The organism is Bacillus sp. 2175 (assembly GCF_057812155.1).
Window position 1 is genome coordinate 406182 of sequence record NZ_CM173819.1, and the last position, 18903, is coordinate 425084.

Annotated in this window: 36 protein-coding genes and 1 riboswitch; of the genes, 32 read left to right on the forward strand and 4 right to left on the reverse strand. The window is 34.0% G+C overall.

The genetic code is table 11. The features are described 5' to 3' along the window. Positions 1-217 precede the first annotated feature (217 nt). A complete protein-coding gene (locus ACXKY9_RS02275; protein ID WP_000875595.1) occupies positions 218-925 on the forward strand; it encodes a hypothetical protein in 708 nt (235 codons plus the stop codon). A 46-nt stretch (positions 926-971) separates the two neighbouring features. Here ACXKY9_RS02275 and ACXKY9_RS02280 read toward each other — a convergent pair whose 3' ends face one another. Next, complete coding sequence (locus ACXKY9_RS02280; RefSeq protein WP_001200489.1) at positions 972-2168, reverse strand: NupC/NupG family nucleoside CNT transporter; 1197 nt, start codon at positions 2166-2168, stop codon at positions 972-974. A 202-nt stretch (positions 2169-2370) separates the two neighbouring features. Then, a riboswitch (purine riboswitch) is annotated at positions 2371-2472 on the reverse strand. A gap of 121 nt (positions 2473-2593) precedes the next feature. Between ACXKY9_RS02280 and rlmD the strand changes: the two genes are divergently transcribed. Further along, entirely contained in the window at positions 2594-3973 is a 1380-nt protein-coding gene (gene rlmD, locus ACXKY9_RS02285; RefSeq protein WP_000105033.1) for a 23S rRNA (uracil(1939)-C(5))-methyltransferase RlmD, read from the forward strand. Positions 3974-4031: 58 nt separating this feature from the next. Here rlmD and ACXKY9_RS02290 read toward each other — a convergent pair whose 3' ends face one another. Together ACXKY9_RS02290 and ACXKY9_RS02295 are read right to left on the reverse strand one after the other, a co-directional pair. Continuing rightward, positions 4032-5156, reverse strand: coding sequence for a tyrosine-type recombinase/integrase (locus ACXKY9_RS02290; protein ID WP_000679465.1), 1125 nt, complete (start codon positions 5154-5156; stop codon positions 4032-4034). A 158-nt stretch (positions 5157-5314) separates the two neighbouring features. Continuing rightward, complete coding sequence (locus ACXKY9_RS02295; protein ID WP_000703672.1) at positions 5315-6178, reverse strand: hypothetical protein; 864 nt, start codon at positions 6176-6178, stop codon at positions 5315-5317. A 561-nt stretch (positions 6179-6739) separates the two neighbouring features. Between ACXKY9_RS02295 and ACXKY9_RS02300 the strand changes: the two genes are divergently transcribed. Next, entirely contained in the window at positions 6740-7879 is a 1140-nt protein-coding gene (locus ACXKY9_RS02300; RefSeq protein WP_000838797.1) for an AimR family lysis-lysogeny pheromone receptor, read from the forward strand. A gap of 371 nt (positions 7880-8250) precedes the next feature. Continuing rightward, entirely contained in the window at positions 8251-8373 is a 123-nt protein-coding gene (locus tag ACXKY9_RS02305; RefSeq protein ID WP_000237930.1) for a hypothetical protein, read from the forward strand. Between the two features lie 19 nt (positions 8374-8392). Here ACXKY9_RS02305 and ACXKY9_RS02310 read toward each other — a convergent pair whose 3' ends face one another. Continuing rightward, complete coding sequence (locus tag ACXKY9_RS02310; protein WP_000172107.1) at positions 8393-8746, reverse strand: helix-turn-helix domain-containing protein; 354 nt, start codon at positions 8744-8746, stop codon at positions 8393-8395. Between the two features lie 212 nt (positions 8747-8958). Here ACXKY9_RS02310 and ACXKY9_RS02315 point away from each other — a divergent pair, with 212 nt between their 5' ends. From ACXKY9_RS02315 to ACXKY9_RS02450, 28 genes are all read left to right on the forward strand, one after another. Then, complete coding sequence (locus ACXKY9_RS02315) at positions 8959-9210, forward strand: helix-turn-helix domain-containing protein (RefSeq protein ID WP_228244385.1); 252 nt, start codon at positions 8959-8961, stop codon at positions 9208-9210. Then, positions 9207-9557 (forward strand): helix-turn-helix domain-containing protein, encoded by a 351-nt coding sequence (locus ACXKY9_RS02320; RefSeq protein ID WP_001246222.1) that lies wholly within the window; start codon positions 9207-9209, stop codon positions 9555-9557. Before ACXKY9_RS02315 ends, ACXKY9_RS02320 begins: the two co-directional genes overlap by 4 nt. After that, complete coding sequence (locus ACXKY9_RS02325) at positions 9554-9721, forward strand: hypothetical protein (RefSeq protein WP_000969632.1); 168 nt, start codon at positions 9554-9556, stop codon at positions 9719-9721. The genes ACXKY9_RS02320 and ACXKY9_RS02325 overlap by 4 nt, the downstream gene beginning before the upstream one ends. Positions 9722-9750: 29 nt before the next feature. Then, positions 9751-9927 (forward strand): hypothetical protein, encoded by a 177-nt coding sequence (locus tag ACXKY9_RS02330; protein WP_001084331.1) that lies wholly within the window; start codon positions 9751-9753, stop codon positions 9925-9927. 4 nt (positions 9928-9931) lie between these two features. Beyond that, on the forward strand, positions 9932-10672 hold the full coding sequence (locus ACXKY9_RS02335; protein ID WP_000190244.1) for a DnaD domain protein: 741 nt from the start codon (positions 9932-9934) through the stop codon (positions 10670-10672). Further along, positions 10620-11483, forward strand: a complete 864-nt coding sequence (locus ACXKY9_RS02340; protein WP_001148230.1) for an ATP-binding protein — start codon at positions 10620-10622, stop codon at positions 11481-11483. The genes ACXKY9_RS02335 and ACXKY9_RS02340 overlap by 53 nt, the downstream gene beginning before the upstream one ends. Positions 11484-11485: 2 nt before the next feature. Further along, positions 11486-11680 (forward strand): hypothetical protein, encoded by a 195-nt coding sequence (locus ACXKY9_RS02345; protein ID WP_000337984.1) that lies wholly within the window; start codon positions 11486-11488, stop codon positions 11678-11680. Between the two features lie 16 nt (positions 11681-11696). Then, positions 11697-11975, forward strand: coding sequence for an AbrB/MazE/SpoVT family DNA-binding domain-containing protein (locus tag ACXKY9_RS02350; RefSeq protein WP_000799098.1), 279 nt, complete (start codon positions 11697-11699; stop codon positions 11973-11975). Further along, positions 11968-12327 carry a hypothetical protein gene (locus ACXKY9_RS02355; RefSeq protein ID WP_001125972.1) on the forward strand — a complete coding sequence of 120 codons (360 nt, stop codon included), beginning with the start codon at positions 11968-11970 and terminating at the stop codon, positions 12325-12327. Before ACXKY9_RS02350 ends, ACXKY9_RS02355 begins: the two co-directional genes overlap by 8 nt. 18 nt (positions 12328-12345) lie before the next feature. Then, a complete protein-coding gene (locus ACXKY9_RS02360) occupies positions 12346-12513 on the forward strand; it encodes a DUF3954 domain-containing protein (protein WP_000717829.1) in 168 nt (55 codons plus the stop codon). A 25-nt stretch (positions 12514-12538) separates the two neighbouring features. Beyond that, positions 12539-12790 (forward strand): hypothetical protein, encoded by a 252-nt coding sequence (locus ACXKY9_RS02365; RefSeq protein WP_000109543.1) that lies wholly within the window; start codon positions 12539-12541, stop codon positions 12788-12790. A gap of 19 nt (positions 12791-12809) precedes the next feature. Continuing rightward, positions 12810-13319 (forward strand): dUTP diphosphatase, encoded by a 510-nt coding sequence (locus ACXKY9_RS02370; RefSeq protein WP_001054607.1) that lies wholly within the window; start codon positions 12810-12812, stop codon positions 13317-13319. Between the two features lie 40 nt (positions 13320-13359). Then, positions 13360-13833: a hypothetical protein gene (locus tag ACXKY9_RS02375; RefSeq protein ID WP_001134294.1), complete on the forward strand. Its 474-nt coding sequence runs from the start codon at positions 13360-13362 to the stop codon at positions 13831-13833. Further along, positions 13830-14267 carry a hypothetical protein gene (locus tag ACXKY9_RS02380; protein ID WP_002134064.1) on the forward strand — a complete coding sequence of 146 codons (438 nt, stop codon included), beginning with the start codon at positions 13830-13832 and terminating at the stop codon, positions 14265-14267. Before ACXKY9_RS02375 ends, ACXKY9_RS02380 begins: the two co-directional genes overlap by 4 nt. Before the next feature lie 35 nt (positions 14268-14302). Beyond that, positions 14303-14500, forward strand: coding sequence for a hypothetical protein (locus tag ACXKY9_RS02385; RefSeq protein ID WP_000323893.1), 198 nt, complete (start codon positions 14303-14305; stop codon positions 14498-14500). Next, positions 14493-15026, forward strand: coding sequence for a hypothetical protein (locus tag ACXKY9_RS02390; protein WP_001030635.1), 534 nt, complete (start codon positions 14493-14495; stop codon positions 15024-15026). The genes ACXKY9_RS02385 and ACXKY9_RS02390 overlap by 8 nt, the downstream gene beginning before the upstream one ends. 29 nt (positions 15027-15055) lie before the next feature. Beyond that, entirely contained in the window at positions 15056-15439 is a 384-nt protein-coding gene (locus ACXKY9_RS02395; protein ID WP_000455138.1) for a hypothetical protein, read from the forward strand. A 43-nt stretch (positions 15440-15482) separates the two neighbouring features. Further along, positions 15483-15755, forward strand: coding sequence for a hypothetical protein (locus tag ACXKY9_RS02400; RefSeq protein ID WP_001268380.1), 273 nt, complete (start codon positions 15483-15485; stop codon positions 15753-15755). A gap of 39 nt (positions 15756-15794) precedes the next feature. After that, the gene (locus tag ACXKY9_RS02405; RefSeq protein ID WP_000670920.1) at positions 15795-16004 is read left to right on the forward strand and encodes a hypothetical protein; all 210 of its coding nucleotides are present in this window, start codon (positions 15795-15797) and stop codon (positions 16002-16004) included. Between the two features lie 30 nt (positions 16005-16034). Continuing rightward, positions 16035-16202 (forward strand): hypothetical protein, encoded by a 168-nt coding sequence (locus ACXKY9_RS02410; protein WP_000539656.1) that lies wholly within the window; start codon positions 16035-16037, stop codon positions 16200-16202. Positions 16203-16345: 143 nt separating this feature from the next. After that, complete coding sequence (locus tag ACXKY9_RS02415) at positions 16346-16774, forward strand: hypothetical protein (RefSeq protein ID WP_000350118.1); 429 nt, start codon at positions 16346-16348, stop codon at positions 16772-16774. A gap of 44 nt (positions 16775-16818) precedes the next feature. After that, on the forward strand, positions 16819-16980 hold the full coding sequence (locus ACXKY9_RS02420) for a hypothetical protein (RefSeq protein ID WP_002134063.1): 162 nt from the start codon (positions 16819-16821) through the stop codon (positions 16978-16980). A gap of 190 nt (positions 16981-17170) precedes the next feature. Next, positions 17171-17380, forward strand: coding sequence for a hypothetical protein (locus tag ACXKY9_RS02425; protein ID WP_071686402.1), 210 nt, complete (start codon positions 17171-17173; stop codon positions 17378-17380). A 33-nt stretch (positions 17381-17413) separates the two neighbouring features. Further along, complete coding sequence (locus tag ACXKY9_RS02430) at positions 17414-17590, forward strand: hypothetical protein (protein ID WP_000406974.1); 177 nt, start codon at positions 17414-17416, stop codon at positions 17588-17590. Between the two features lie 35 nt (positions 17591-17625). Next, positions 17626-17823 (forward strand): hypothetical protein, encoded by a 198-nt coding sequence (locus ACXKY9_RS02435; protein WP_000351065.1) that lies wholly within the window; start codon positions 17626-17628, stop codon positions 17821-17823. After that, complete coding sequence (locus ACXKY9_RS02440; RefSeq protein WP_000873130.1) at positions 17820-18098, forward strand: hypothetical protein; 279 nt, start codon at positions 17820-17822, stop codon at positions 18096-18098. The genes ACXKY9_RS02435 and ACXKY9_RS02440 overlap by 4 nt, the downstream gene beginning before the upstream one ends. 119 nt (positions 18099-18217) lie before the next feature. Next, positions 18218-18604, forward strand: a complete 387-nt coding sequence (locus ACXKY9_RS02445; RefSeq protein ID WP_001226456.1) for a YopX family protein — start codon at positions 18218-18220, stop codon at positions 18602-18604. 128 nt (positions 18605-18732) lie between these two features. Beyond that, the gene (locus tag ACXKY9_RS02450; protein ID WP_000677456.1) at positions 18733-18903 is read left to right on the forward strand and encodes a hypothetical protein; all 171 of its coding nucleotides are present in this window, start codon (positions 18733-18735) and stop codon (positions 18901-18903) included.

Here is an 18903-nt window from a genome sequence, read left to right on the forward strand (position 1 = left end):
ATAAGGTCCTCCAATGTTTTTTACAAATTATAACATTTAATGCTTGTTATTTGTATAATTTGGAAAGTAATTTAAGCTAATTTTAAAGTAAGAAGAAGACTTATTAATATGCAATTTTGCATAAGGATATGTATTTTATTAAAATATAAAGATTTTATACTATAATGAAAACCGCTATAAAACTAAGTAAGAATAATGTATGGAGTGGAGAATAGAAATGAAATATAAAAAAATAATATATATCTTTTTCATATCGCTATTTATAGTTGGTTGTCAAAGTGAAGTGAGTAAAGCAAATAGTGTGGAAGAGTATATTCCATCGCATCTTATGAATGCGGAAGTGACGGCGGATATTATGACACTTGAATTTCCTTATGAGATAAAAGAGAAATTAGAGAAAATCGGAAATAAAATGAGCGATAGTATTACAAATAATTTAGATTGGTATTTGAAGTATGCCGAAGAAGAAATTATACCGAAAAAAACGTTTCCTTATCATCAAAACTTAGGTATTACAAAAGAAGAATATGATTTTATGATAGATAAAATGGATAATGCAGAATATATAAATACCAAAGACGGAAAACTCTTTTTTAAAAAGAAAGATCATGAAATTCAAATTCTCTCTGATGAAAATTTGAATCTAATTAAAAATATTCGAATTGATACAGAGAAGAATACAATTAAAACTCCTTTGGGAGAATGCGAATATGAAGGTGAAATCAAGGCGTCGGATGAACAAAAAGCTACTGGTCCATGGAGTGGGAAGATGTGGACTTTAAAAAGTAATGGATTGCTTTATCATTTTTCATTAGGAAAGTTAAAAAACATAAACAAATCTATCATTTACATTTCAATAAAAGGTATATATAAAGATAGGATTATCAATACAGAAGAAGCAGTTGAATTTCACTCGGTTTCATAAAGAATCAAAAAAATCACCTTACTCGTTAAAGTAAGGTGATTTTTTATTAAATAAACAATCCAGCGATTGTCGCAGATAAAATAGAAGCAAGTGTTGATGCAAATAGCATTTTCCAACCAAATTTAGAAACAACGCTTCCTTGTTTTTCAGAAAGGGCACGGATTGTACCAACGATTGCACCAATTTGGCTAATACTTGCGAAGCTAATTAAGAATACTGTAACGATTCCAACTGTACGTGGAGCTAATGTTGTAGCTGTGTCTTTTAAATCAAGGATTGCTACAAACTCATTTAAAACAATCTTCGTACCCATAATACCACCAGCTGGGATAATATCTTGAGTTGGAATACCCATTAAGAATGCGAATGGAGAAAGTACGTAACCGAAGATTTGTTGTAAAGTAATGGCATGTCCCATTGCGCCTGAAGCTGCACTAATTACGTAGTTTACAACTTCCATCACACCGATAAAGGCGATCATTAATGCGGCAACGATACCAGCTACTTTTAAACCATCAAGCGCACCGTTAATCATTGCACCGATAAAGCTGTCCCCGAATAGCGTTCTATCAAATTTTTGAATCACTTCATCTTCTTTCTTCGTATCAACTGGTGTTAATAACGAACAAACGATTAAGCTTGAGAATAAATTTAGCGGAAGAGCTGCTAGTACGTATTTTGCATCTAACATCATTACGTATGATGCTGTAACAGAAGCAGAAACGGAGCTCATCGCAGAACAACAAATGATAAACATACGGTTTTTATTGAAATGCTGTAAATCGTTTTTAATAACGATTAATGCTTCACTTGAACCGAAGAATACAGAGTTTACTGCGTGGAATGACTCAACGCGTGGTAAACCAGTAATTTTTGAAATAGCACCGCCGACAACGCGAACGATGAATGGTAAAACACCTAAATAACTAAAGATTGAAAGTAGTGCTGAGAAAAATACGATAATTAGTAATACGTTTAAGAAAAAGACAAAATCTCTGTGAATTCCATTAAAGAGAAAATCGACACCTGTCGTACCAAGTTTAATTAGTTTGTTGAAAACTTTACTAATGAAAATAATGATTTGTTGACCAATCTTTGTAGCAAACATAAACCAACCGATTAAAATTTGGAAACCAATCATAATTGCAATTGCACGGAAGTTGATTTTACTTTTGTTGTTTGACAAAGCAAAACATAAACCTAACACGGCAAGAATACCGATAATGCTCATTACATATTGCATGTAGTTGCCCCTTTCAGAAGTTCGTATAAAGTTTGTACATAAAACGCTCGTTATATTACTAAAAATAAAGGAATGAGGTTTTATGTCATACGTAAGATGTCTGACCTTTTAGAAAAATAAAAATAAAAAAAGACCCATATGGATTCACTTTCATCTATGAGAGAAAGCTAATCAATATGAGTCCTTTTTTGCGCATAGGCTAATATTCATTAGTTTTCCCCATAGTCCAGCAATTTAAGGTTGCTGGGTAGAAACTCTCGATCCATATTATCAAGTATATATGAGGTAACATCGTCCGTATTAAATTAGTAGTAGCGTAACATTAACAGAGAACTATCGTCAATAGCTTTTTTTCTTCCAATAGAAAAAGACCATATAAGTATGATAAAATGTAACGCAGTGTTATGAAAAAGAGAGGTCGGAAAATGAGTACTAAAATGACGCCACCAGTTGAGAAAAACGAGTTTATAGATGTAGTATTTGAAGATTTAACACATGATGGTGCCGGTGTTGCGAAAGTAAAGGGCTATCCTATTTTCGTTAAAAACGGATTACCAGGTGAAGAAGCGCAAATTAAAATTATTAAAGTGAAGAAAAACTTCGCATTTGGTCGTTTAATGAAGCTTCATACAGAAAGTCCATATCGTAAAGATGCAGAATGCCCAGTATATAATCAGTGCGGCGGTTGTCAGCTTCAGCACTTAACTTATGAAGGACAATTACAGGCGAAAGAAAAACAAGTACGTGACGTTATGCAGCGCATTGGAGGACTAGGTGATGTTCCTGTTCATCCTGTACTTGGCATGAAAAATCCGTGGGTATATCGCAATAAAGCACAAGTACCAATCGGAGAACGTGAAGGCGGACTTGTAGCTGGTTTCTATCGCCAAGGAACGCATGACATCATTAATATGGAATCATGCTTAATTCAGGCAGAAGAAAACGATACATTAATCCAAGAAGTAAAACGTATTTGTGAAAAGCACGGTATCACTGCATACAACGAAGAGCGTAATAAAGGAACACTTCGTCACGTAATGGCTCGTTACGGACAAGTAACAGGGGAAATTATGCTTGTCTTCATTACACGTACAGCAGAATTACCGAACAAAAAAGCAATCATTGAAGAAATTGCAGCGAAATTCCCAGAAGTAAAATCAATCGTTCAAAACGTAAATACGAAGCGTACAAACGTAATTTTCGGAGACAAAACGACAGTACTATACGGATCAGAATATATTTATGACTTTATCGGGGACATTAAATTTGCGATTTCAGCACGTTCATTCTATCAAGTAAACCCAGAACAAACGAAAGTGCTATACGATAAAACGTTAGAATACGCAAAATTAAGCGGTAACGAAACAGTAATTGATGCCTATTGCGGAATCGGATCAATCTCGTTATTCCTAGCGCAAAAAGCGAAAAAAGTGTACGGTGTTGAAATCGTCCCAGAAGCAATTGAAGACGCAAACCGAAATGCAGCACTAAACAACATGACAAACGCTGAATTTGGGGTAGGAGAAGCAGAAGTAGTCATTCCAAAATGGTACAAAGAAGGCGTAATTGCTGACACAATGGTCGTAGACCCACCGCGTAAAGGCTGTGACGAAGCATTACTAAACACAATCATCGACATGAAGCCAAAACGCGTCGTATACGTATCATGTAACCCAGCAACATTAGCACGTGATTTAAAAGTACTAGAAGAAGGTGGATATAAAACACAGGAAGTACAACCTGTTGATATGTTCCCACATACGACTCATGTGGAGTGTGTGGCTTGGTTAAAGCTTGAAATATAGGGGTTTGATATTAATTGTTGATGGGGTTGACCACAAAATGACCACATCAACAATTTTTTTATGATTTTAACGCCTCACTTAGCGCTATAGTGGCACTTTCTTGCATATCTAATGTAACATGACTATAGGTGTCCAATGTGGTCTTAATGGAATTATGTCCTAATCGTTCACTTACGATTTTCGGATTAATACCTAATTTAAGAAGAAGTGTGGCATGAGTATGTCGTAAGTCATGGAATCTAATTTTAGGCACTTGTGCTGTTTTTATAAACCTTTCAAAGACAGTAGTTAATGTTCTTGGATAGATTGGTCTACCATCTTCTCTACTGAAAACTAAGTCATTATCTTCATAAGCTTTACCGATAGCTAATTTAAATTCATTTTGTTTTGCTTTATAACTTTTTAACTCTTTACATAAGCTTTGATCAATGGAAATTAAGCGTTTAGAACCCGATGTTTTCGGTTCTGTATATCGAAATCCTAATTCATCGTAAATTAGAGTTTCAGTCACACTAACCTTACCTTCAACTAAATCTACATTTTTCCACTTTAAGCCTAGCAATTCACCTCTACGCATACCGGTATTAAGCGCAAGTAAAAATAAATGATAGTAAATAGGATTGTCAAATTTAGCGTATGTTAAGAAGGTTTTCGTCTCCTCAATTGACCACGTATTATTGACCACTTTTCGTGGGCGAGGGATTTCTACATGTTCAAACGGATTTTTATATAAAAGTTCCCATTTAACAGCATCTTCTAATGCACCTTTTAAAACGATAAAAATATACTCAATATATTTAGGAGATAATTCGTCATCGATTAGCGATTTAACAAATCTTTGTCCATGTAGAGGTTTTAAATCTTTCAGTTTATGCGAACCAACTACAGGAATAATCCTACTGTTCACAGCTCTTCTATAATTAATGAATGTAGAATCTCTCACTCGTTGCTTAGCTGTGTTTTCAAGCCACTCCTGTAAATATTCACTGAGAGTAAGATTTTTATCATCAACTAGACTCCCAGTATTAAACTGATGAATAAGTTCATTACATGCTCTTTCGGCTTCTTTCTTTGTTTTAAAGCCTGATACTGTTTTTTGTTTTCTTTTTCCAGTAAGAGGATCTCTTCCAATATCAATTGTAAATGACCATTTTTCACCGCGTTTTCTAAAATATCCTTTCATTATCCATACCTCCTTGAACTAATAGTATTCGAATAGCACAAATAATTCCAGTATTAGAAAAAGGAAATAGACACCCATTCGAGTGTCTATGTGGTAAAATATATGTATCCATACTTCTGAGCCCACATAATTTGTGGGCTTTTTTTATTGGTACAAAATCAGTATTTTGTTAAATCATTATCATTTGATGTACTATTGTTCGCTTCTTTAATTTGCTCAGATTTGTTTTTTATATCTTCAGTAATGGCAATATCAATATTCCCTTTTGCTTTTTTGTATTCCTGTAGTAAAGAATTAACATTTTGATTAAATGAGATTAAACTACCAGTTGGAGAGTTCACTTGCTCATTAAGTGCCGTTACGATGCTATATATCTTTTTATATTCATCGTAAAGTTCCTTATATTGTTCAGGTTGTTCTTTTGCAGCTTTAGAGATAACTTTCAGTTGTTGTCCCATCTCTGAGTACAATAGTTCAGCATGTTTAATCATTTTATCAGACTCTGTTTTTTTTGATATTATCTCCACATTAAAATCTTTTCTATTGTTAATTGCCTCAGACCATGTAGTTGAATAGCCTGATAACACAGTTGTTGAGAACCATTCAAAAGAATCGATGTCGTTATAAAAATTCGCGGCTGCCATTAGATATTCGCTTTCTTTTTTCTGTTCCAGAGCAACGGCCTTATGATCATTTTCGATCCCCATTGTAATAAAAATAATTACGAATAGCACTACAAAAGAAACAATAGATGTTCCGAAAGATATTGCAGATCTTACGAATAATGGTTTTGTCTCATTGTTTTTCTTCTTATTAATGAATCCTATAATTAGAAAAACTAATGCAGCTATAAGCGCAATAATACTGAACCAGGCTAAAGTTCCTCCTACAGCTTGTCCAAAAACATATCCTATTCCAAATTCTGAGTCTCCAAGCTTAATGCTATTATAGAGTCCTCTAATAAAGAGTAGGATTATTATCCCTATACTAATTAAAATAAACATTTTATTAGAAATTTTCATTCTTAATCCTCCAAAAATATAAAATGTAAGATTTCTGAAGTTAGCATAGCAAACAAAATATTAATAACTTGTCATATTATGTCGAATGAACAAATAAAAAAGAGAATAAATAGCTTTCTTACTCAAATTGTCATTGTTGATAATAATTCAATCTCTTATTGTGAAAAAAACAGAACAAAGGTTCGCTTTTTGTGGTATTATATCTATAAAGTATAAAAATAACGATATGAAAAATTGCATATGTAACTAAATCTTGATTTATAGCGATAAAAAAACTTTCTCAACATTTGATTAACAATTATTTTATTAAAATTTTTAAAATTCGTGATAGTATGGAAGTAACTAAAAATGAACGAAAAAAGACCCATATGAGCGTGTTCAAGAGGTGTCTGCTAAACGTTCTCTTGAACCGTTCCCTAACCAGTACTTAGGAAACACTTTGCTACATACGAGTCACAACTAAGTATAACATAAAAAATAAATATTCTCTTCTCGTATTTTGTTTCCAACTTTTTTGAATTGTTAGGTGGTGTCCGTGTTCGGGAAAAGGAAGTGTTTCTAGTGAAGAGTTTAATGAAACTAATAAAGGAGCGAATAAAAAAAGAAGAATTAACGTTTCCTGACTTAGAAAGAAAAACCGGAGTAGATCGTGTAGTGATAAATGATGCGATCACTGGAAAAACAGCAGAAATGAAATTCGAGAATTTTTTGTGTGTGGTATCTGAAATATACAGAGATGTTAAAGAAAGAAATAAGATAATCAGACAATTTATTACACTATGTAAAAAGAATCTAAACGTTAGGAAGGCTTTGTGTTATTGCCAAGGAACTGGAGAATATGAAGTAATAGATTATTTAGTTAATAAACATAGTAATTGTAAGTTGTTAAATAAATATTTGAAAGCGTACAAATTGTTTAATAAAAGAAATCAGGATAAAAAACGTGGACAGCCTTTATTGGATGAGATTAATAAAAAGGTATTTCCCAATGATCCAGAATGCCAAGTAGTTATTAATATTCTGTATGCATTGTCGATGCATGATATTTTTAATATAAGGGCAATGAATCCATATTTAGATAAGGTAGAGAAAAATTTAGTAGAGATTAAGGATGGATTTATAAGAAATTGGCTTAGTATGTATTTTAATGAACGTATGGCCTATGTGAATTTATTTGATGATAAATTAGAAATATGTAGAGAGAAATGCCGTAAAATATTAGATAACGAAATGGAAGTCCCAATAACCAAAGCAACTGCATTGTGCTGTATGGGAGAAAGTTATATGTTCTTGGATGTATTAAAATCAGAAAAGTATTTATTGGATTGCATAAAGTATTTAGAGGACAATGGCATAGGAAGAGAAAGTCGAAAATATAAATCATTCCAATCTACTTTAGCCTTTCTTTATATAGATAATGGATTTAATCTTGATAAAATAAAATTTGAATACCTTGATACATCTGAAATAGGATATTTCGAAGGATTATATGGCGACAAAAATAAAGCATTAAAAATATTTAAACAGTTAGCTGCAGAAAGAAAAATGGATTCTCCATTCACAATGTACTATATTTCCAGAATTAACAATGATATACTGGGATTAAGGGAATCTTTGAGACGTTTTGAGCGTGTTGGTAATTATCATTATGCTAACGCGGTGAGACGAACGTTAGCTAGTATAGTTGAAAGAGTGGGATGAATATGAAAAAAGCTAGTATGGTAGTATTATCTATTCTGACTGTAATGACTTTAACTTTAAATGTTAGTGGAGCAACAAAGGATAGTAAAAGCCAATTATCTAAACATGAAGTACAATATATGATGGTTGAACCAGGTGGTTCTTAAAAATTAAAATAACAATGAAAAAAGAGACGTTGCGTAAATCGCAGCGTCTTTCGTACTTTTTAGGGACTGTAGGTTTTTTATTGACGGCAAAAAAACCGACACCTATTTTTTTCCAAACGTCATTTTTATAAAGAACTAACGGTTATTATAATTTGCTATAAAGAGAAACTCTAAAAATTATTAAATTACAAACAAAATATACAGAGGGTGTAGGGGGAAATTATAATGGTAAAAGAGCAAGTAGCAAAAGAAGCGGCAATTAAGTTGTTATTAGAGGGAAACACTCCCAATACTGAGGAACAATTAGAACACTTACTAGACGGTTTATTTAAAATAAAAAAAGACTAACCACAGAGGTTAGCTTTTTTTATTTTTGTTCTTTGTTTTGTTGATATTGTACATACATTTCTAATTGTTCCCAAGCTTTTTTCTGTTCTTCTTCTGATAATTTAGAGATCAGTTGTTCAATCTTTTTCCCCATTGCGGTTGCTTGTTTATCCTGTTCTGCGGTTAATCTTTCGTCAGTGGATCTTCCTAATAGAAAATCTACAGATACTTTATAAATATCAGCTAGTTTAGATAAAGTATCATAATCTGGTTTTCGTCTCCCGGATTCGTAACTAGAAAGAGTCCCACGGTGTATTTCTAGTTTTTCAGTTATATACGTTTGTGTATAGCCGCTTTTTTCACGACAGGCTCTCAATCTTTCTCCTAGAGTCATAAATTTATTCCCCTTTATAAATAAATTTCTATGTGTGAGTTACATTACATTCGAATTGTTGTTAATTACAGTATATATACTTTCTGACGACTTTACACTGTTTTTTATCAATTTGATAAAAAAAATATAACAAAATGACAAAAAACATGTTTACTTCTTCAGAATGACGACATATAATGAAAATAACAAATCGTCAAAACGACGACTTGGAGGTGAAACATTTGTCTATAGGCATGAGAATACGTCATATACGTAAAGAAAAGAAAATAACTCAAGGAGAATTAGCAAGAATGCTTGGCTTTAGCGGTTCTTCAGCTATTTCTTATATCGAAAATGGTCAGCGTAAACTAAACGCCGATAAAATACCCAAATTAGCTGAAAGTCTAGGCGTAACTATTGAAGAAATTTTTTTGAATGAAAGTCGTCAAAATGACGACAAAGAGGGAGAGGATGAAGAATCATGAGAAATTCAACAGTTCAAATAGCATTATCACTTACAAAGTTTTCAGCCCAAAAGGGATGGAGGGATGAAGAATTTTGGGAGGCTATTGAGTTACTTCGCTTCAATAAAGAAGATGAAAGACAAACAACTGTAGAAAAGTTAGATAGCATTCCAGTCACTAATGATAGCGCGAACGATTATCCGCTTATGTTAAACGTAAAACACGTAGAAGAAATATTAGGAGTAGCGAAAAGAACAGCTTACGGCATTATGGATCAAAAGGGTTTTCCTTTAGTGAAAATTGGGAGAAAGAAAGTAGTTCCCAGGGATGCATTCTTTAATTGGATAGAAAAGGGGGTGTCAGCATGATGGAAGATACAACATCGCTAGCTTTATTCGCAATGTTTATCGCATGCAGTGCGTGGTCGCTTTACATTACTTACGAGCCGATAAAACGTTGGGCTTGGAGTGATGTAGAACAAAATAAAAAGACCCATAGCAGTGGGTCCTTTAAGAAAAACAAGTTGTTATAAGTATACCACGGAAAGTAGGGAAATAGTATATGAATTCAATCGAATATCAAGTGCTATTACCTAATAAGTTTTGGGACTTAGCAGATAGTCAAGATCAATTAAAGAAGATGATTGATCAGTATTTCAAGGTTGGTTATCCGCATTATGAAATTCAACGAATTATCAAAAGTGGGCAAGCATATGTGGCAGTTTGTACGAGGAGGTAAATAAATGGCAACGTTTCGAGTTAATAAAAGTAAAAATTACACAACCATTAATAATACAGGTCTTCGTGACGAACGTTTAAGTTGGAAAGCGAAAGGAATATTGGCTTATATTTTATCATTACCAGATGAGTGGGTATTTTACATGGAAGAAATAGCGACACACGCGAAGGATAAAATTAGTAGCTTATATTCAGGAATGAAGGAACTTAAAAAGTACGGTTATGTAAAAAGGTTCCCTGTAAAAGATGAAAAAGGAAAAATTATTAAATGGGAAACAATCGTTTATGAAGTGCCACAAGAGGAAAACCCATATGTAGAAAATCCACAAATGGACATTCCACATGTGGAGAATCCATATATAGAAAATCAAACACTACTAAGTACTAATAATTTACTAAGTACTAATAAACAAAATACTAATATACAAAGTAGTAGTAGCATCTTCTCTTTTTACGAAAATAATTTCGGCATTTTAAATTCATTCATAGCCGAAAGTATTTCACAATGGGTAAACGATACAAGCGAAGAACTTGTACAAGCAGCTATGGAGCGTGCTTTGAAACAGCAGAAGAAATGGAATTATGCTGAGGGCATTTTAAAACAGTGGGTTAATAAAAACATTCGTACTTTAGCTGATGTTAATGCAGCAGAAATAGAGTTTAAAAACAAAGGTAAAAAAGGAGAGAAAAACAATGCAAGCGTTAGGAAAAACAGTAGCTTCATCGAAAAATACGATTTTGAGTAAATTTGCTCAAAGTTATGTGTTGTCTCCTAATAGATGTACAAATGTTTTCTTGGTCGGTAAAGACAAAATTAAAGACGTTTGTAATAAACGCTTACTTATAGATACAAAAACAAATGAAGAGTTTTGTCCACAATGTAGATCGGTAGAGCAAGAGGACCAGCAACTTGCAAAAGAAACATTGGCTATTAAAAAGAAAAACGAAATTATTCATTTATACGATTCGTTTTCAGATAACAGCCTTATTAATCCTAAATTGAAAAAAGCAACATTTGATAGTTACGCACCACCTACACAGGAATTAGCAAATGCTAAAGAAGTAATGATGGATTTTGCTAGAAACTTTGAACCTAACAAGTCAGAAAGCATTGTAATTACGGGTGACTATAGAGTTGGAAAGAGTCATTTATGTGTAGCGGCTACAAAAGAAATTATGAGAAAAGGCTATAGCGCAATGTTTATAGAAATGAACGCTCTCTTCACAAAAATAACATCTACCTGGAATAAAAATAGCGAGTTAACAGAGGACAAGCTAATGTCTATTCTCGCAAATGTGGATGTACTTGTATTAGATGATTTTGGAGCCGAGTTTACGGAAAAAGATGCTGAGGGAGTTACTTGGAAGAAAACGAAAACCAAGGACATTCTAGAGCGTAGGCTAGGCAGAACAAACTTATTTACAACAAACTTTGGAGTTATGGAGTTAGCAGGAATGTACGGAGAGCGTGAGTTTAGTCGGATTATGGAAGATACTCAAGTGTTGAAAATGAACGGTGAAAATTACAGTTTGCGAAACTTCAAAAAGGAGGAATAAGCATGTGTGTATTATGTCGTGATAAAGGAATTATTCGTAAAGAAATTTATCCAGGTGTAGCTCTAACGGAAGGGTGTAACTGTGAGGTAGCAAAGCAGCAGCAAGAAGAAAACGATAAGCGTTGGCAAGCATGGTTAATCAAATTTGAATCAATGAAACAAGAGTTGAAACGGAATCAACAACAAAAAGTTAGCTAAAAAGGGGGAGAAAGTTATGAAAAACACAGGTGTTTCAAGAAAAGTGGACGAGCTAGGGCGTGTGGTAATTCCAGTAGAGTTACGCAGAAATTTAGGAATTGTTGAAGGTACAGCATTAGGATTTCATGTTGAAGGGGAAAACATCGTTTTAAAAAAACAGGATAAGTCATGCTTTGTAACGGGTGAAGTTTCTGAATCAAACATAGAGTTGCTAGAGGGTCGGATGTTTTTAAGTAAGGAAGGTGCAAGTGAGTTGCTGGGCGCTATTGAGAAGAGTGGGATTGTAAATGCCTAAACAATTAAATATTTTCGATGTAGAACCGGAAATTTGTCAGTTCGATGTAATGAAGGCCAATGTTAAGAAAGGAACTGGACGCAATACATACGCTGATGTACGCGTCCAAGTTCCAAGAAATGCAAAGGGTACGGATGAATTACCACGCACAACTAAACAAGATGATCGTTATGACATCTTTGAACAATATGTAATGGCAATTTGGAGATTTCAAAGGGCTGTAGATAAGTTTTTCAATTGGGATACGGCTGAAGAATTGTGTAAGGCAGCAAGGGATAAAAAAGAAATAATTCCGGTAAGGATTTACTTAGGAAGTGGATTCAAACCTGATGTTGTCGAGTACATGCGGTAGTAAAAGGGAGAGGGACATATGAAAAAAATAGAAATTGATGTTAGCAGCAACAAACTTTATATAGTCAAGGACGGGAATGTTACGGCAGTTAACCCGCCAATCAGTGGATTTGGTGAGCAAGTCGCAGTATGGGTTAACGGTAAAGTGGATCGAGTGGATACTAAGTTTACTGAAAAGATAAAATAATCATTTTTAGAAAGTAGGTTCGCTTATGAGCGTAGCAAGTAATCATGAAGCGATGAAGGAATCAAGATTAAAAATTTACATCGCTTTAGAGGAAGCTAACTTTATTTGGGATGAAAGAGATGTAATTCGTTTTCGTGAAATGTGGAAACAAGGTATGAGCTTGCCAAAGATGGCAAAAGCGTTAAGGAGGCACCAAGCGGAGGTTGCGCTCCTTGTGATAGACCAAGCTGATCAGGAATTAATAACAAATCGTCCGATAGGATTAGGAATTTGCTAAATAGGAAGGGGAAATCAAAATGAACTTAACTAAAATATTCGGAATGCAAAAGGTATTAGATACAAGAATCATTAAGGAGCATGGATTGGAAGGACAAAATTTATTTTACAATATGATCCTTGCTTTACAGGTGGAAATTGGAGAACTTGCAAATGAAACAAGATGCTTTAAGCATTGGAGCAATAAAGGACCTAGTGAAAAAGAAGTTATTTTAATGGAGTATGTAGATGGATTTCATTTTATAGCTTCACTAGGGAATGGCATCGGATTTAATCCTAATGAATATAGCCTGAAATTATTAGAACATAATGCAAACGTCTATACGGCAAGTACGTTAGTCAATCAATTTAACAATGTATATGAAGGTATATCGGAATTTCGTGCAACTCAAGATATTGAGCTTTATGAAGAATTATTGTACTCGTTTTTAGGGTTAGGTAAGAAATTAGGATTCACATTTGAAGAAATTGAACAAGGTTATTACAAAAAGAATGAAGTGAACCACCAGCGCCAGGATAACGGATATTAAGACAAAATTTGAATTTTATTAGAAAAGGAGAATGAGAGATATGCCAAATTGGTGTGAAGGTACTTTTAAAGTTAGAGGAGCAAAAGAGGATGTTAGAAAGTTTTTATTGGAAGCACTAACTCCTATTCCAAACGGATTCTTTGAACAAACGCCTGTGGAAAAGATCGTAGAGGAAGATGAGTATGAAATCTTCATCAAGTCAGAAAATGCTTTTCATATTAAAGGAACACGTCGGAATTTTATAGAGAGTAACATTCAACATTATTTTGAAGATGATGAAGATAAATTAGAAATATGCGTACTGGAAGATTATAAGGCGGCTTGGGGCATAGATGCAGCACCATTAGCAACCTTGTCTAAAGAGTACAACGTGGATATAAAAATTTATGCGTTTGAGAAAGGGATGGAATTCAACCAAGATGTTGAGATTCATAAAGGCGAGATTATTAAGAACGTAGAGATTGAATTTGATAATTATATGTGGGAATGCATCAATCCTAATATGGGCGGATGAGAATCAAACAAAAGCGTTATTTTAATCGAAAAGGGGAATTAGAGATGGCATACACAATCGTTAAATACGATATGGAACTATGGTTCGATGAGAATAAAGAAGCGGAAGTTATAAAAGTAGTAGATTGTGATTTGGCGATAAGCACTAACATTATGATAGATGGTAAAGTTTATCACGTTTGCGCAAAATACCCAAAAAATAATTTGATCGGTGTTAGAGAAATACAATTACAGTCTAAACCAGAAGATGTCGAATATGAAGAACATTTAACATGCCCTTATTGTGGCGAGAAGGATGTAGATGCCTGGGAGCGTTCGCAAGACAATGACAAAATTGATTGTAGTATGTGCGGTTCTGAAATTGAGTATTCAAGAGAAGTTGAGATTACATATTCGACTAAACCTATCAAAAGAAACAATCCTATAAAGCTTTAACCAAAGCATTATTTTAATCGAAAAGGTGGATAGATATGGCATACAATCACGCTCTATACACGTTAAATAAAGAGAAAAAGAGATTGGAAGATAAAATCGAGGATATAGAAGATCACGTTTTATATCCTACTAATACCGAACGCATGAGAAGATCGATGATAAAAATGTTCGAAGAGCAATTGAAAAGTGTAAACGATGGAATAAAAAAACTGGGGGAATCGGGAAATGAATAAGGACATTCAATTTTTAAAGGAATTGCAGCAGGAATTAAAAACACAGGAAATCGATTGCCAAGCATCACCACGCTTTTGGACTTTAATGGATTATAAATGGGTTGTAACTGCAGAAGGGTACCACGAAAGAACATCATTATACTTTGTTAACGATTGTGAAGCTGTAATTGTCGATGAATACGTAAAAGAAATTATTAACGATGAAATTGAACATGAACTTACTGAAGAACAGATTGAAGACTTAAAAGAATTGCAAGAATACGCTTCTGAATACGACCTAGTTGAGTGGATTAAAGAAAACATCGATGAAGATTGCCATTTAGTATACGAAAAGGAAGAAGCATTCATTGTTGAAAATACGATGTTCTTAACTAAAGCGGAAGCTAAGAAGCACATAGAGTTAAACAAACATCATTACACAAGCAAGGTCCACACATACGCTATGACGGCATGGCGGGCGCCAAAAGTGGAACGATTGTTGAATATATTAGAAACATTTGATTGGGAGTCAATTAGTACAAAATAGTTATTTTAACACGAAAGGGAGAATGAGAGATGGAATGGATGTACAACCTTACTGGCAATGAAATTTGGACAAGTGATCGCTTTGCTACTAAAGAAGAGGCGATTGAGGCAGCGAAGGAAGAAATGAATGAACTTGAAAAATATGATGGAGTTCCTTATGGAGATAACTTTTCAATCGGACAGATAAGTGATTATGTGCCATATGTTAGTGCAGAAGATGTTATTGATCAAGTTACTGTAAATGCGTATGAGGCATGTGGAGAAGTTTCAGAAAGCTGGTTATCTAAACCTAGCCAAGATGAAATAGACCTACTTCAGAAAAAGTTAGATTCAAAAATCAGCGAATGGCTAAAAGAAATTAAGGAATATCCTACATTTGGCCAGATAGTTAATATCGAAGTAGTTAATCGTTAATTTATAACAAAATTCTTATTTTAAACGAGAGGGGAAAATAATAATGAGATATTTTGAGTTTGATAAACATGATTATTACGCTTTGATGGCAGTTAAAGATGGTGGGGAAGAAAAAGCAATCGAGCTATATGTTGAAATTGTAGCTGGGGAAAGCATCAAGGAAGTAGAGGAAGAAGGTTTACCAGTAGAGATCACGCGTGAACAGGCACTATCAAAGTATTTAGATGTAATGGGTAGGGATGATATTTCAGAATGGATTAAAATGTTTGATCAATGCGAAAACCTTCCGTTGTTAATTGATGGAACATTAGTTTAAACAAAATTTCTTAATTAATCGAAAAGGAGGTGGCAATAAGTGAAATTTTTAGTTTTAAAATTCGATGATATTTTAAAAATGACATCCGCGAACGAAAGGGATATTTTAGAGGGGATTTCACGAAAGATAGAGTGCGAAAGGGAGAAACAAGGGCGTAACCCACAACCTAAATATTATGTGGTTAATCAAGACGAGCCGTATGCAGAGGAAGTTCTAAACATTATAAAAAAGCACGAAGGTGAAATATAACAAAATCTTTATTTGATAGGGGGAGACAAAATGGGCTGGGAGAAAGTAATTGAGCAAAAGGAAATGACAACAATCGAAAAACTACACCTGATATGTGACGCTAGTTTAGTACAAGGGAAGAGCATAGTAGTTGAAGCGAACAGTTTTGCTTGGATGATTCGGACTATTAAGGAACTTAGTAAGGAGGGAAACAAGTGATTTATGAAGTCATAGATTATTGCTCTAGATGTGATGAGAAATTAGAAAACTGTGAGTGTGAATGCAGGAAGTGTGATGAGTGGTTACACGATTGTAAATGTGAAGAGACCAAATAAATTCGTTATTTGAAAGGATAAAACAATATGGATCATACACTTACAGATATTAAAGATGCTATTTTTTTCATCGAAAAAGATGGTAAGCCGATGAAAGTGGCGGAAGTAAAGGGTGTTGAGTTTAATTTTAAGTTCGAAAGCAAGCATAGTGTAGAAATCCCGCAAAAAACAAGTTTCAGTTTTGAATCCGAGCTACCAGATATAGTAAAGGAATTAATGGGTATGGGATTTACTCCGCAGCAAGCATGGAATATTCATTTTCGCCAAAGGAGTAAATGGAAAGCACTTCAAGAAGAGTTAACAAATGAATTAGATATGATGCAATTGCTTGATAAGGTAATTGGTCGTGTTGAGGAATTAGAGTGTTTATTAGAAGAAATTAAATGCTATGAAGCTTATTGCTGGGGTAATGATCGGAATTTTATTGATGCCAGAATTAAGCAAGCTTTTTCATAAAATCGTAATTTGGTTAGAGGTGAATAATCATAGGCTACTATGAAATGGGATTAGAAATTGCTGCAATTTGGTTGTCTTTTGATATGCAAAGCGGGGAAATAACAGATAACTATAGAGATAATGTTCATTGTAAGAATCTAAATGAACAGGAGTTGAAGTGGGTAGTTAATAGAGCGAAAGAACAGTTGGAAAAAGATAAAAACTGAACAAAAACGCTATTTTATTAGAAAAGGAGAATGAATGATGAAAACATTTACTGTAACGTATACGGAAACTAAGGTGTATGAGGGAATTGTAGAAGCGGAAACATTAGAACAAGCAGCTGATCGCGTTCGTGATGGATATGTCGAAGAAGAGGTGCTAGTTGAAAAAGACATAACTATCGATGAGCTAAAACTGGAACAAACGGAAGAACCGGATAACGTTCGAAGTTTGGTTATAAATTACGGAGAACTTAGTTTTACGAATTTTGAACATGCTGTAAATGTTCTTTCAGAGGAGTATGGATTTGAAGGTGAAGCATGGGAAATGGTTGTAGCGAGTGGAGACTTAGAAATATTATGTGAGTTTCTAAGCGAAGATGGTATAAGTGCAGAAATCGAATAAAAACTTCATTTTAGTAGAAAAGGAGAATGAAAGATGGAAATTACGGTTAATGAAACGGGATTTAATGAAGAAAGAATGAGAAAAGGTAAAGTAACGATTGTTACAAAAGCTAATACATTTACGATCCATACAGATTATGTAGATGATGCTTATTATCTAGCTAGCGTACTAGAAGATGTAGCAGAGGAAATTGAAGTTAAAGAAAACTGAACAAAAATTTCATTTTGTAGAAAAGGAGAATGGATATGGATATAGGTATGAATGACCAAACTGTAATCGTTAGTATTCCACCAGTAGAAAAGTGGCCGTTAAAACAACTTAAATCAGTTTGTAGACATAACAAAATAAAAGGTTACACAAAAATGGATCGTGAAGAGTTAGTGCAACATGTAAAAGAAATAATCAAGAGCATGAAGCCTATTAAAGAGGGGGAATTGATATGAAATACTTTGAGTTTGATAAACATGGATATTGGGCAATGGTTGCAGCAGAGGATGAAGATAAAGCTATCGAGGTTTATGTAGAAGAAGTTGCTGGAGAAAGCATTAAGGAAATAGAAGAAGAGGGAGAACCTACAGAAATAACAAGAGAGCAAGCATTAAACAGATATATTGAATCGTCAATTTCAGTAGCAGGATATTTAACGATTGAAGAAATAACAAAAGAATTTAATGAGCGTAAGAATACAACATTACTAATTGATTCGTCACTAACATAAAAGAGCAGCTAGCAAAAGCTAACTGCTCATCTCCAAGGGGGAACAAGGAGAAAGTAACTTAATGGGTTGTCTACAGTATTGACGGAATATTGAGTTTTATTCAGGGGAGGAACAAGAAAATGAGAAAAATTAAATGTCGTGGAAGAGATGAAAGAGGGAAGTGGCATTATGGTTATTATGTTGATGGTTATATGTTTGATGGCATGCTAGGTCTTTGGGAGTCAGTTCCATTTATAGTCCAAAGCCAATTAGAGGGTGATGTTCGAGTTGAAGCTGAAACAGTTGGTCAATATACAGGCGTAGAAGATAAGAACGGCAAGGCAATTTACGAAGGTGATATTGTCAAATGTCATAACGATTTAGTCTACAGAGTTGATTGGCACGAAAAGGACGCTATGTTTTACTACAAAGATCCAGATGGAGATGAGGATGAAGATTTGAGAATGAGTGCAGTGTCATTCGAAGTAATAGGAAATGTATATGACAATCAAAACTTAATAAAATAATCCTTTTAAAGTAAAGCAAACAGAATATAGTCCGGCTAGAAAACTAGAGGACACCAATTCATTAAAGCAGTAATTAAAGCTGTTTTAGGAATAGGTGTCCTCTTTATTTTGAAAAGGGAGATGGGGAAATGAAGGGGTTAAGAGATCAATTGCGTGAATGGAAAAAGCAAACAAATAAAGCAAAGAAGAAAAAGAAGAAAAAACGAAAAGAGAAATTTAGCACTCGTGATATTGAAGATTTAATGGGCATGCATAGACCTTGTTATGAACGAAGACGTGGAGCAATAAGACAAAAGTAA

Coding starts and splice junctions, on each gene's coding strand:
- ACXKY9_RS02275 (WP_000875595.1), top strand. CDS start 218: ATGAAATATAAAAAAATAATATATATCTTTTTCATATCGCTATTTATA.
- ACXKY9_RS02280 (WP_001200489.1), bottom strand. CDS start 2,168: ATGCAATATGTAATGAGCATTATCGGTATTCTTGCCGTGTTAGGTTTA.
- rlmD (WP_000105033.1), top strand. CDS start 2,594: ATGAGTACTAAAATGACGCCACCAGTTGAGAAAAACGAGTTTATAGAT.
- ACXKY9_RS02290 (WP_000679465.1), bottom strand. CDS start 5,156: ATGAAAGGATATTTTAGAAAACGCGGTGAAAAATGGTCATTTACAATT.
- ACXKY9_RS02295 (WP_000703672.1), bottom strand. CDS start 6,178: ATGAAAATTTCTAATAAAATGTTTATTTTAATTAGTATAGGGATAATA.
- ACXKY9_RS02305 (WP_000237930.1), top strand. CDS start 8,251: ATGGTAAAAGAGCAAGTAGCAAAAGAAGCGGCAATTAAGTTGTTATTA.
- ACXKY9_RS02310 (WP_000172107.1), bottom strand. CDS start 8,746: ATGACTCTAGGAGAAAGATTGAGAGCCTGTCGTGAAAAAAGCGGCTAT.
- ACXKY9_RS02320 (WP_001246222.1), top strand. CDS start 9,207: ATGAGAAATTCAACAGTTCAAATAGCATTATCACTTACAAAGTTTTCA.
- ACXKY9_RS02325 (WP_000969632.1), top strand. CDS start 9,554: ATGATGGAAGATACAACATCGCTAGCTTTATTCGCAATGTTTATCGCA.
- ACXKY9_RS02330 (WP_001084331.1), top strand. CDS start 9,751: ATGAATTCAATCGAATATCAAGTGCTATTACCTAATAAGTTTTGGGAC.
- ACXKY9_RS02335 (WP_000190244.1), top strand. CDS start 9,932: ATGGCAACGTTTCGAGTTAATAAAAGTAAAAATTACACAACCATTAAT.
- ACXKY9_RS02340 (WP_001148230.1), top strand. CDS start 10,620: ATGCAAGCGTTAGGAAAAACAGTAGCTTCATCGAAAAATACGATTTTG.
- ACXKY9_RS02345 (WP_000337984.1), top strand. CDS start 11,486: ATGTGTGTATTATGTCGTGATAAAGGAATTATTCGTAAAGAAATTTAT.
- ACXKY9_RS02350 (WP_000799098.1), top strand. CDS start 11,697: ATGAAAAACACAGGTGTTTCAAGAAAAGTGGACGAGCTAGGGCGTGTG.
- ACXKY9_RS02355 (WP_001125972.1), top strand. CDS start 11,968: ATGCCTAAACAATTAAATATTTTCGATGTAGAACCGGAAATTTGTCAG.
- ACXKY9_RS02360 (WP_000717829.1), top strand. CDS start 12,346: ATGAAAAAAATAGAAATTGATGTTAGCAGCAACAAACTTTATATAGTC.
- ACXKY9_RS02365 (WP_000109543.1), top strand. CDS start 12,539: ATGAGCGTAGCAAGTAATCATGAAGCGATGAAGGAATCAAGATTAAAA.
- ACXKY9_RS02370 (WP_001054607.1), top strand. CDS start 12,810: ATGAACTTAACTAAAATATTCGGAATGCAAAAGGTATTAGATACAAGA.
- ACXKY9_RS02375 (WP_001134294.1), top strand. CDS start 13,360: ATGCCAAATTGGTGTGAAGGTACTTTTAAAGTTAGAGGAGCAAAAGAG.
- ACXKY9_RS02380 (WP_002134064.1), top strand. CDS start 13,830: ATGAGAATCAAACAAAAGCGTTATTTTAATCGAAAAGGGGAATTAGAG.
- ACXKY9_RS02385 (WP_000323893.1), top strand. CDS start 14,303: ATGGCATACAATCACGCTCTATACACGTTAAATAAAGAGAAAAAGAGA.
- ACXKY9_RS02390 (WP_001030635.1), top strand. CDS start 14,493: ATGAATAAGGACATTCAATTTTTAAAGGAATTGCAGCAGGAATTAAAA.
- ACXKY9_RS02395 (WP_000455138.1), top strand. CDS start 15,056: ATGGAATGGATGTACAACCTTACTGGCAATGAAATTTGGACAAGTGAT.
- ACXKY9_RS02400 (WP_001268380.1), top strand. CDS start 15,483: ATGAGATATTTTGAGTTTGATAAACATGATTATTACGCTTTGATGGCA.
- ACXKY9_RS02410 (WP_000539656.1), top strand. CDS start 16,035: ATGGGCTGGGAGAAAGTAATTGAGCAAAAGGAAATGACAACAATCGAA.
- ACXKY9_RS02415 (WP_000350118.1), top strand. CDS start 16,346: ATGGATCATACACTTACAGATATTAAAGATGCTATTTTTTTCATCGAA.
- ACXKY9_RS02420 (WP_002134063.1), top strand. CDS start 16,819: ATGGGATTAGAAATTGCTGCAATTTGGTTGTCTTTTGATATGCAAAGC.
- ACXKY9_RS02430 (WP_000406974.1), top strand. CDS start 17,414: ATGGAAATTACGGTTAATGAAACGGGATTTAATGAAGAAAGAATGAGA.
- ACXKY9_RS02435 (WP_000351065.1), top strand. CDS start 17,626: ATGGATATAGGTATGAATGACCAAACTGTAATCGTTAGTATTCCACCA.
- ACXKY9_RS02440 (WP_000873130.1), top strand. CDS start 17,820: ATGAAATACTTTGAGTTTGATAAACATGGATATTGGGCAATGGTTGCA.
- ACXKY9_RS02445 (WP_001226456.1), top strand. CDS start 18,218: ATGAGAAAAATTAAATGTCGTGGAAGAGATGAAAGAGGGAAGTGGCAT.
- ACXKY9_RS02450 (WP_000677456.1), top strand. CDS start 18,733: ATGAAGGGGTTAAGAGATCAATTGCGTGAATGGAAAAAGCAAACAAAT.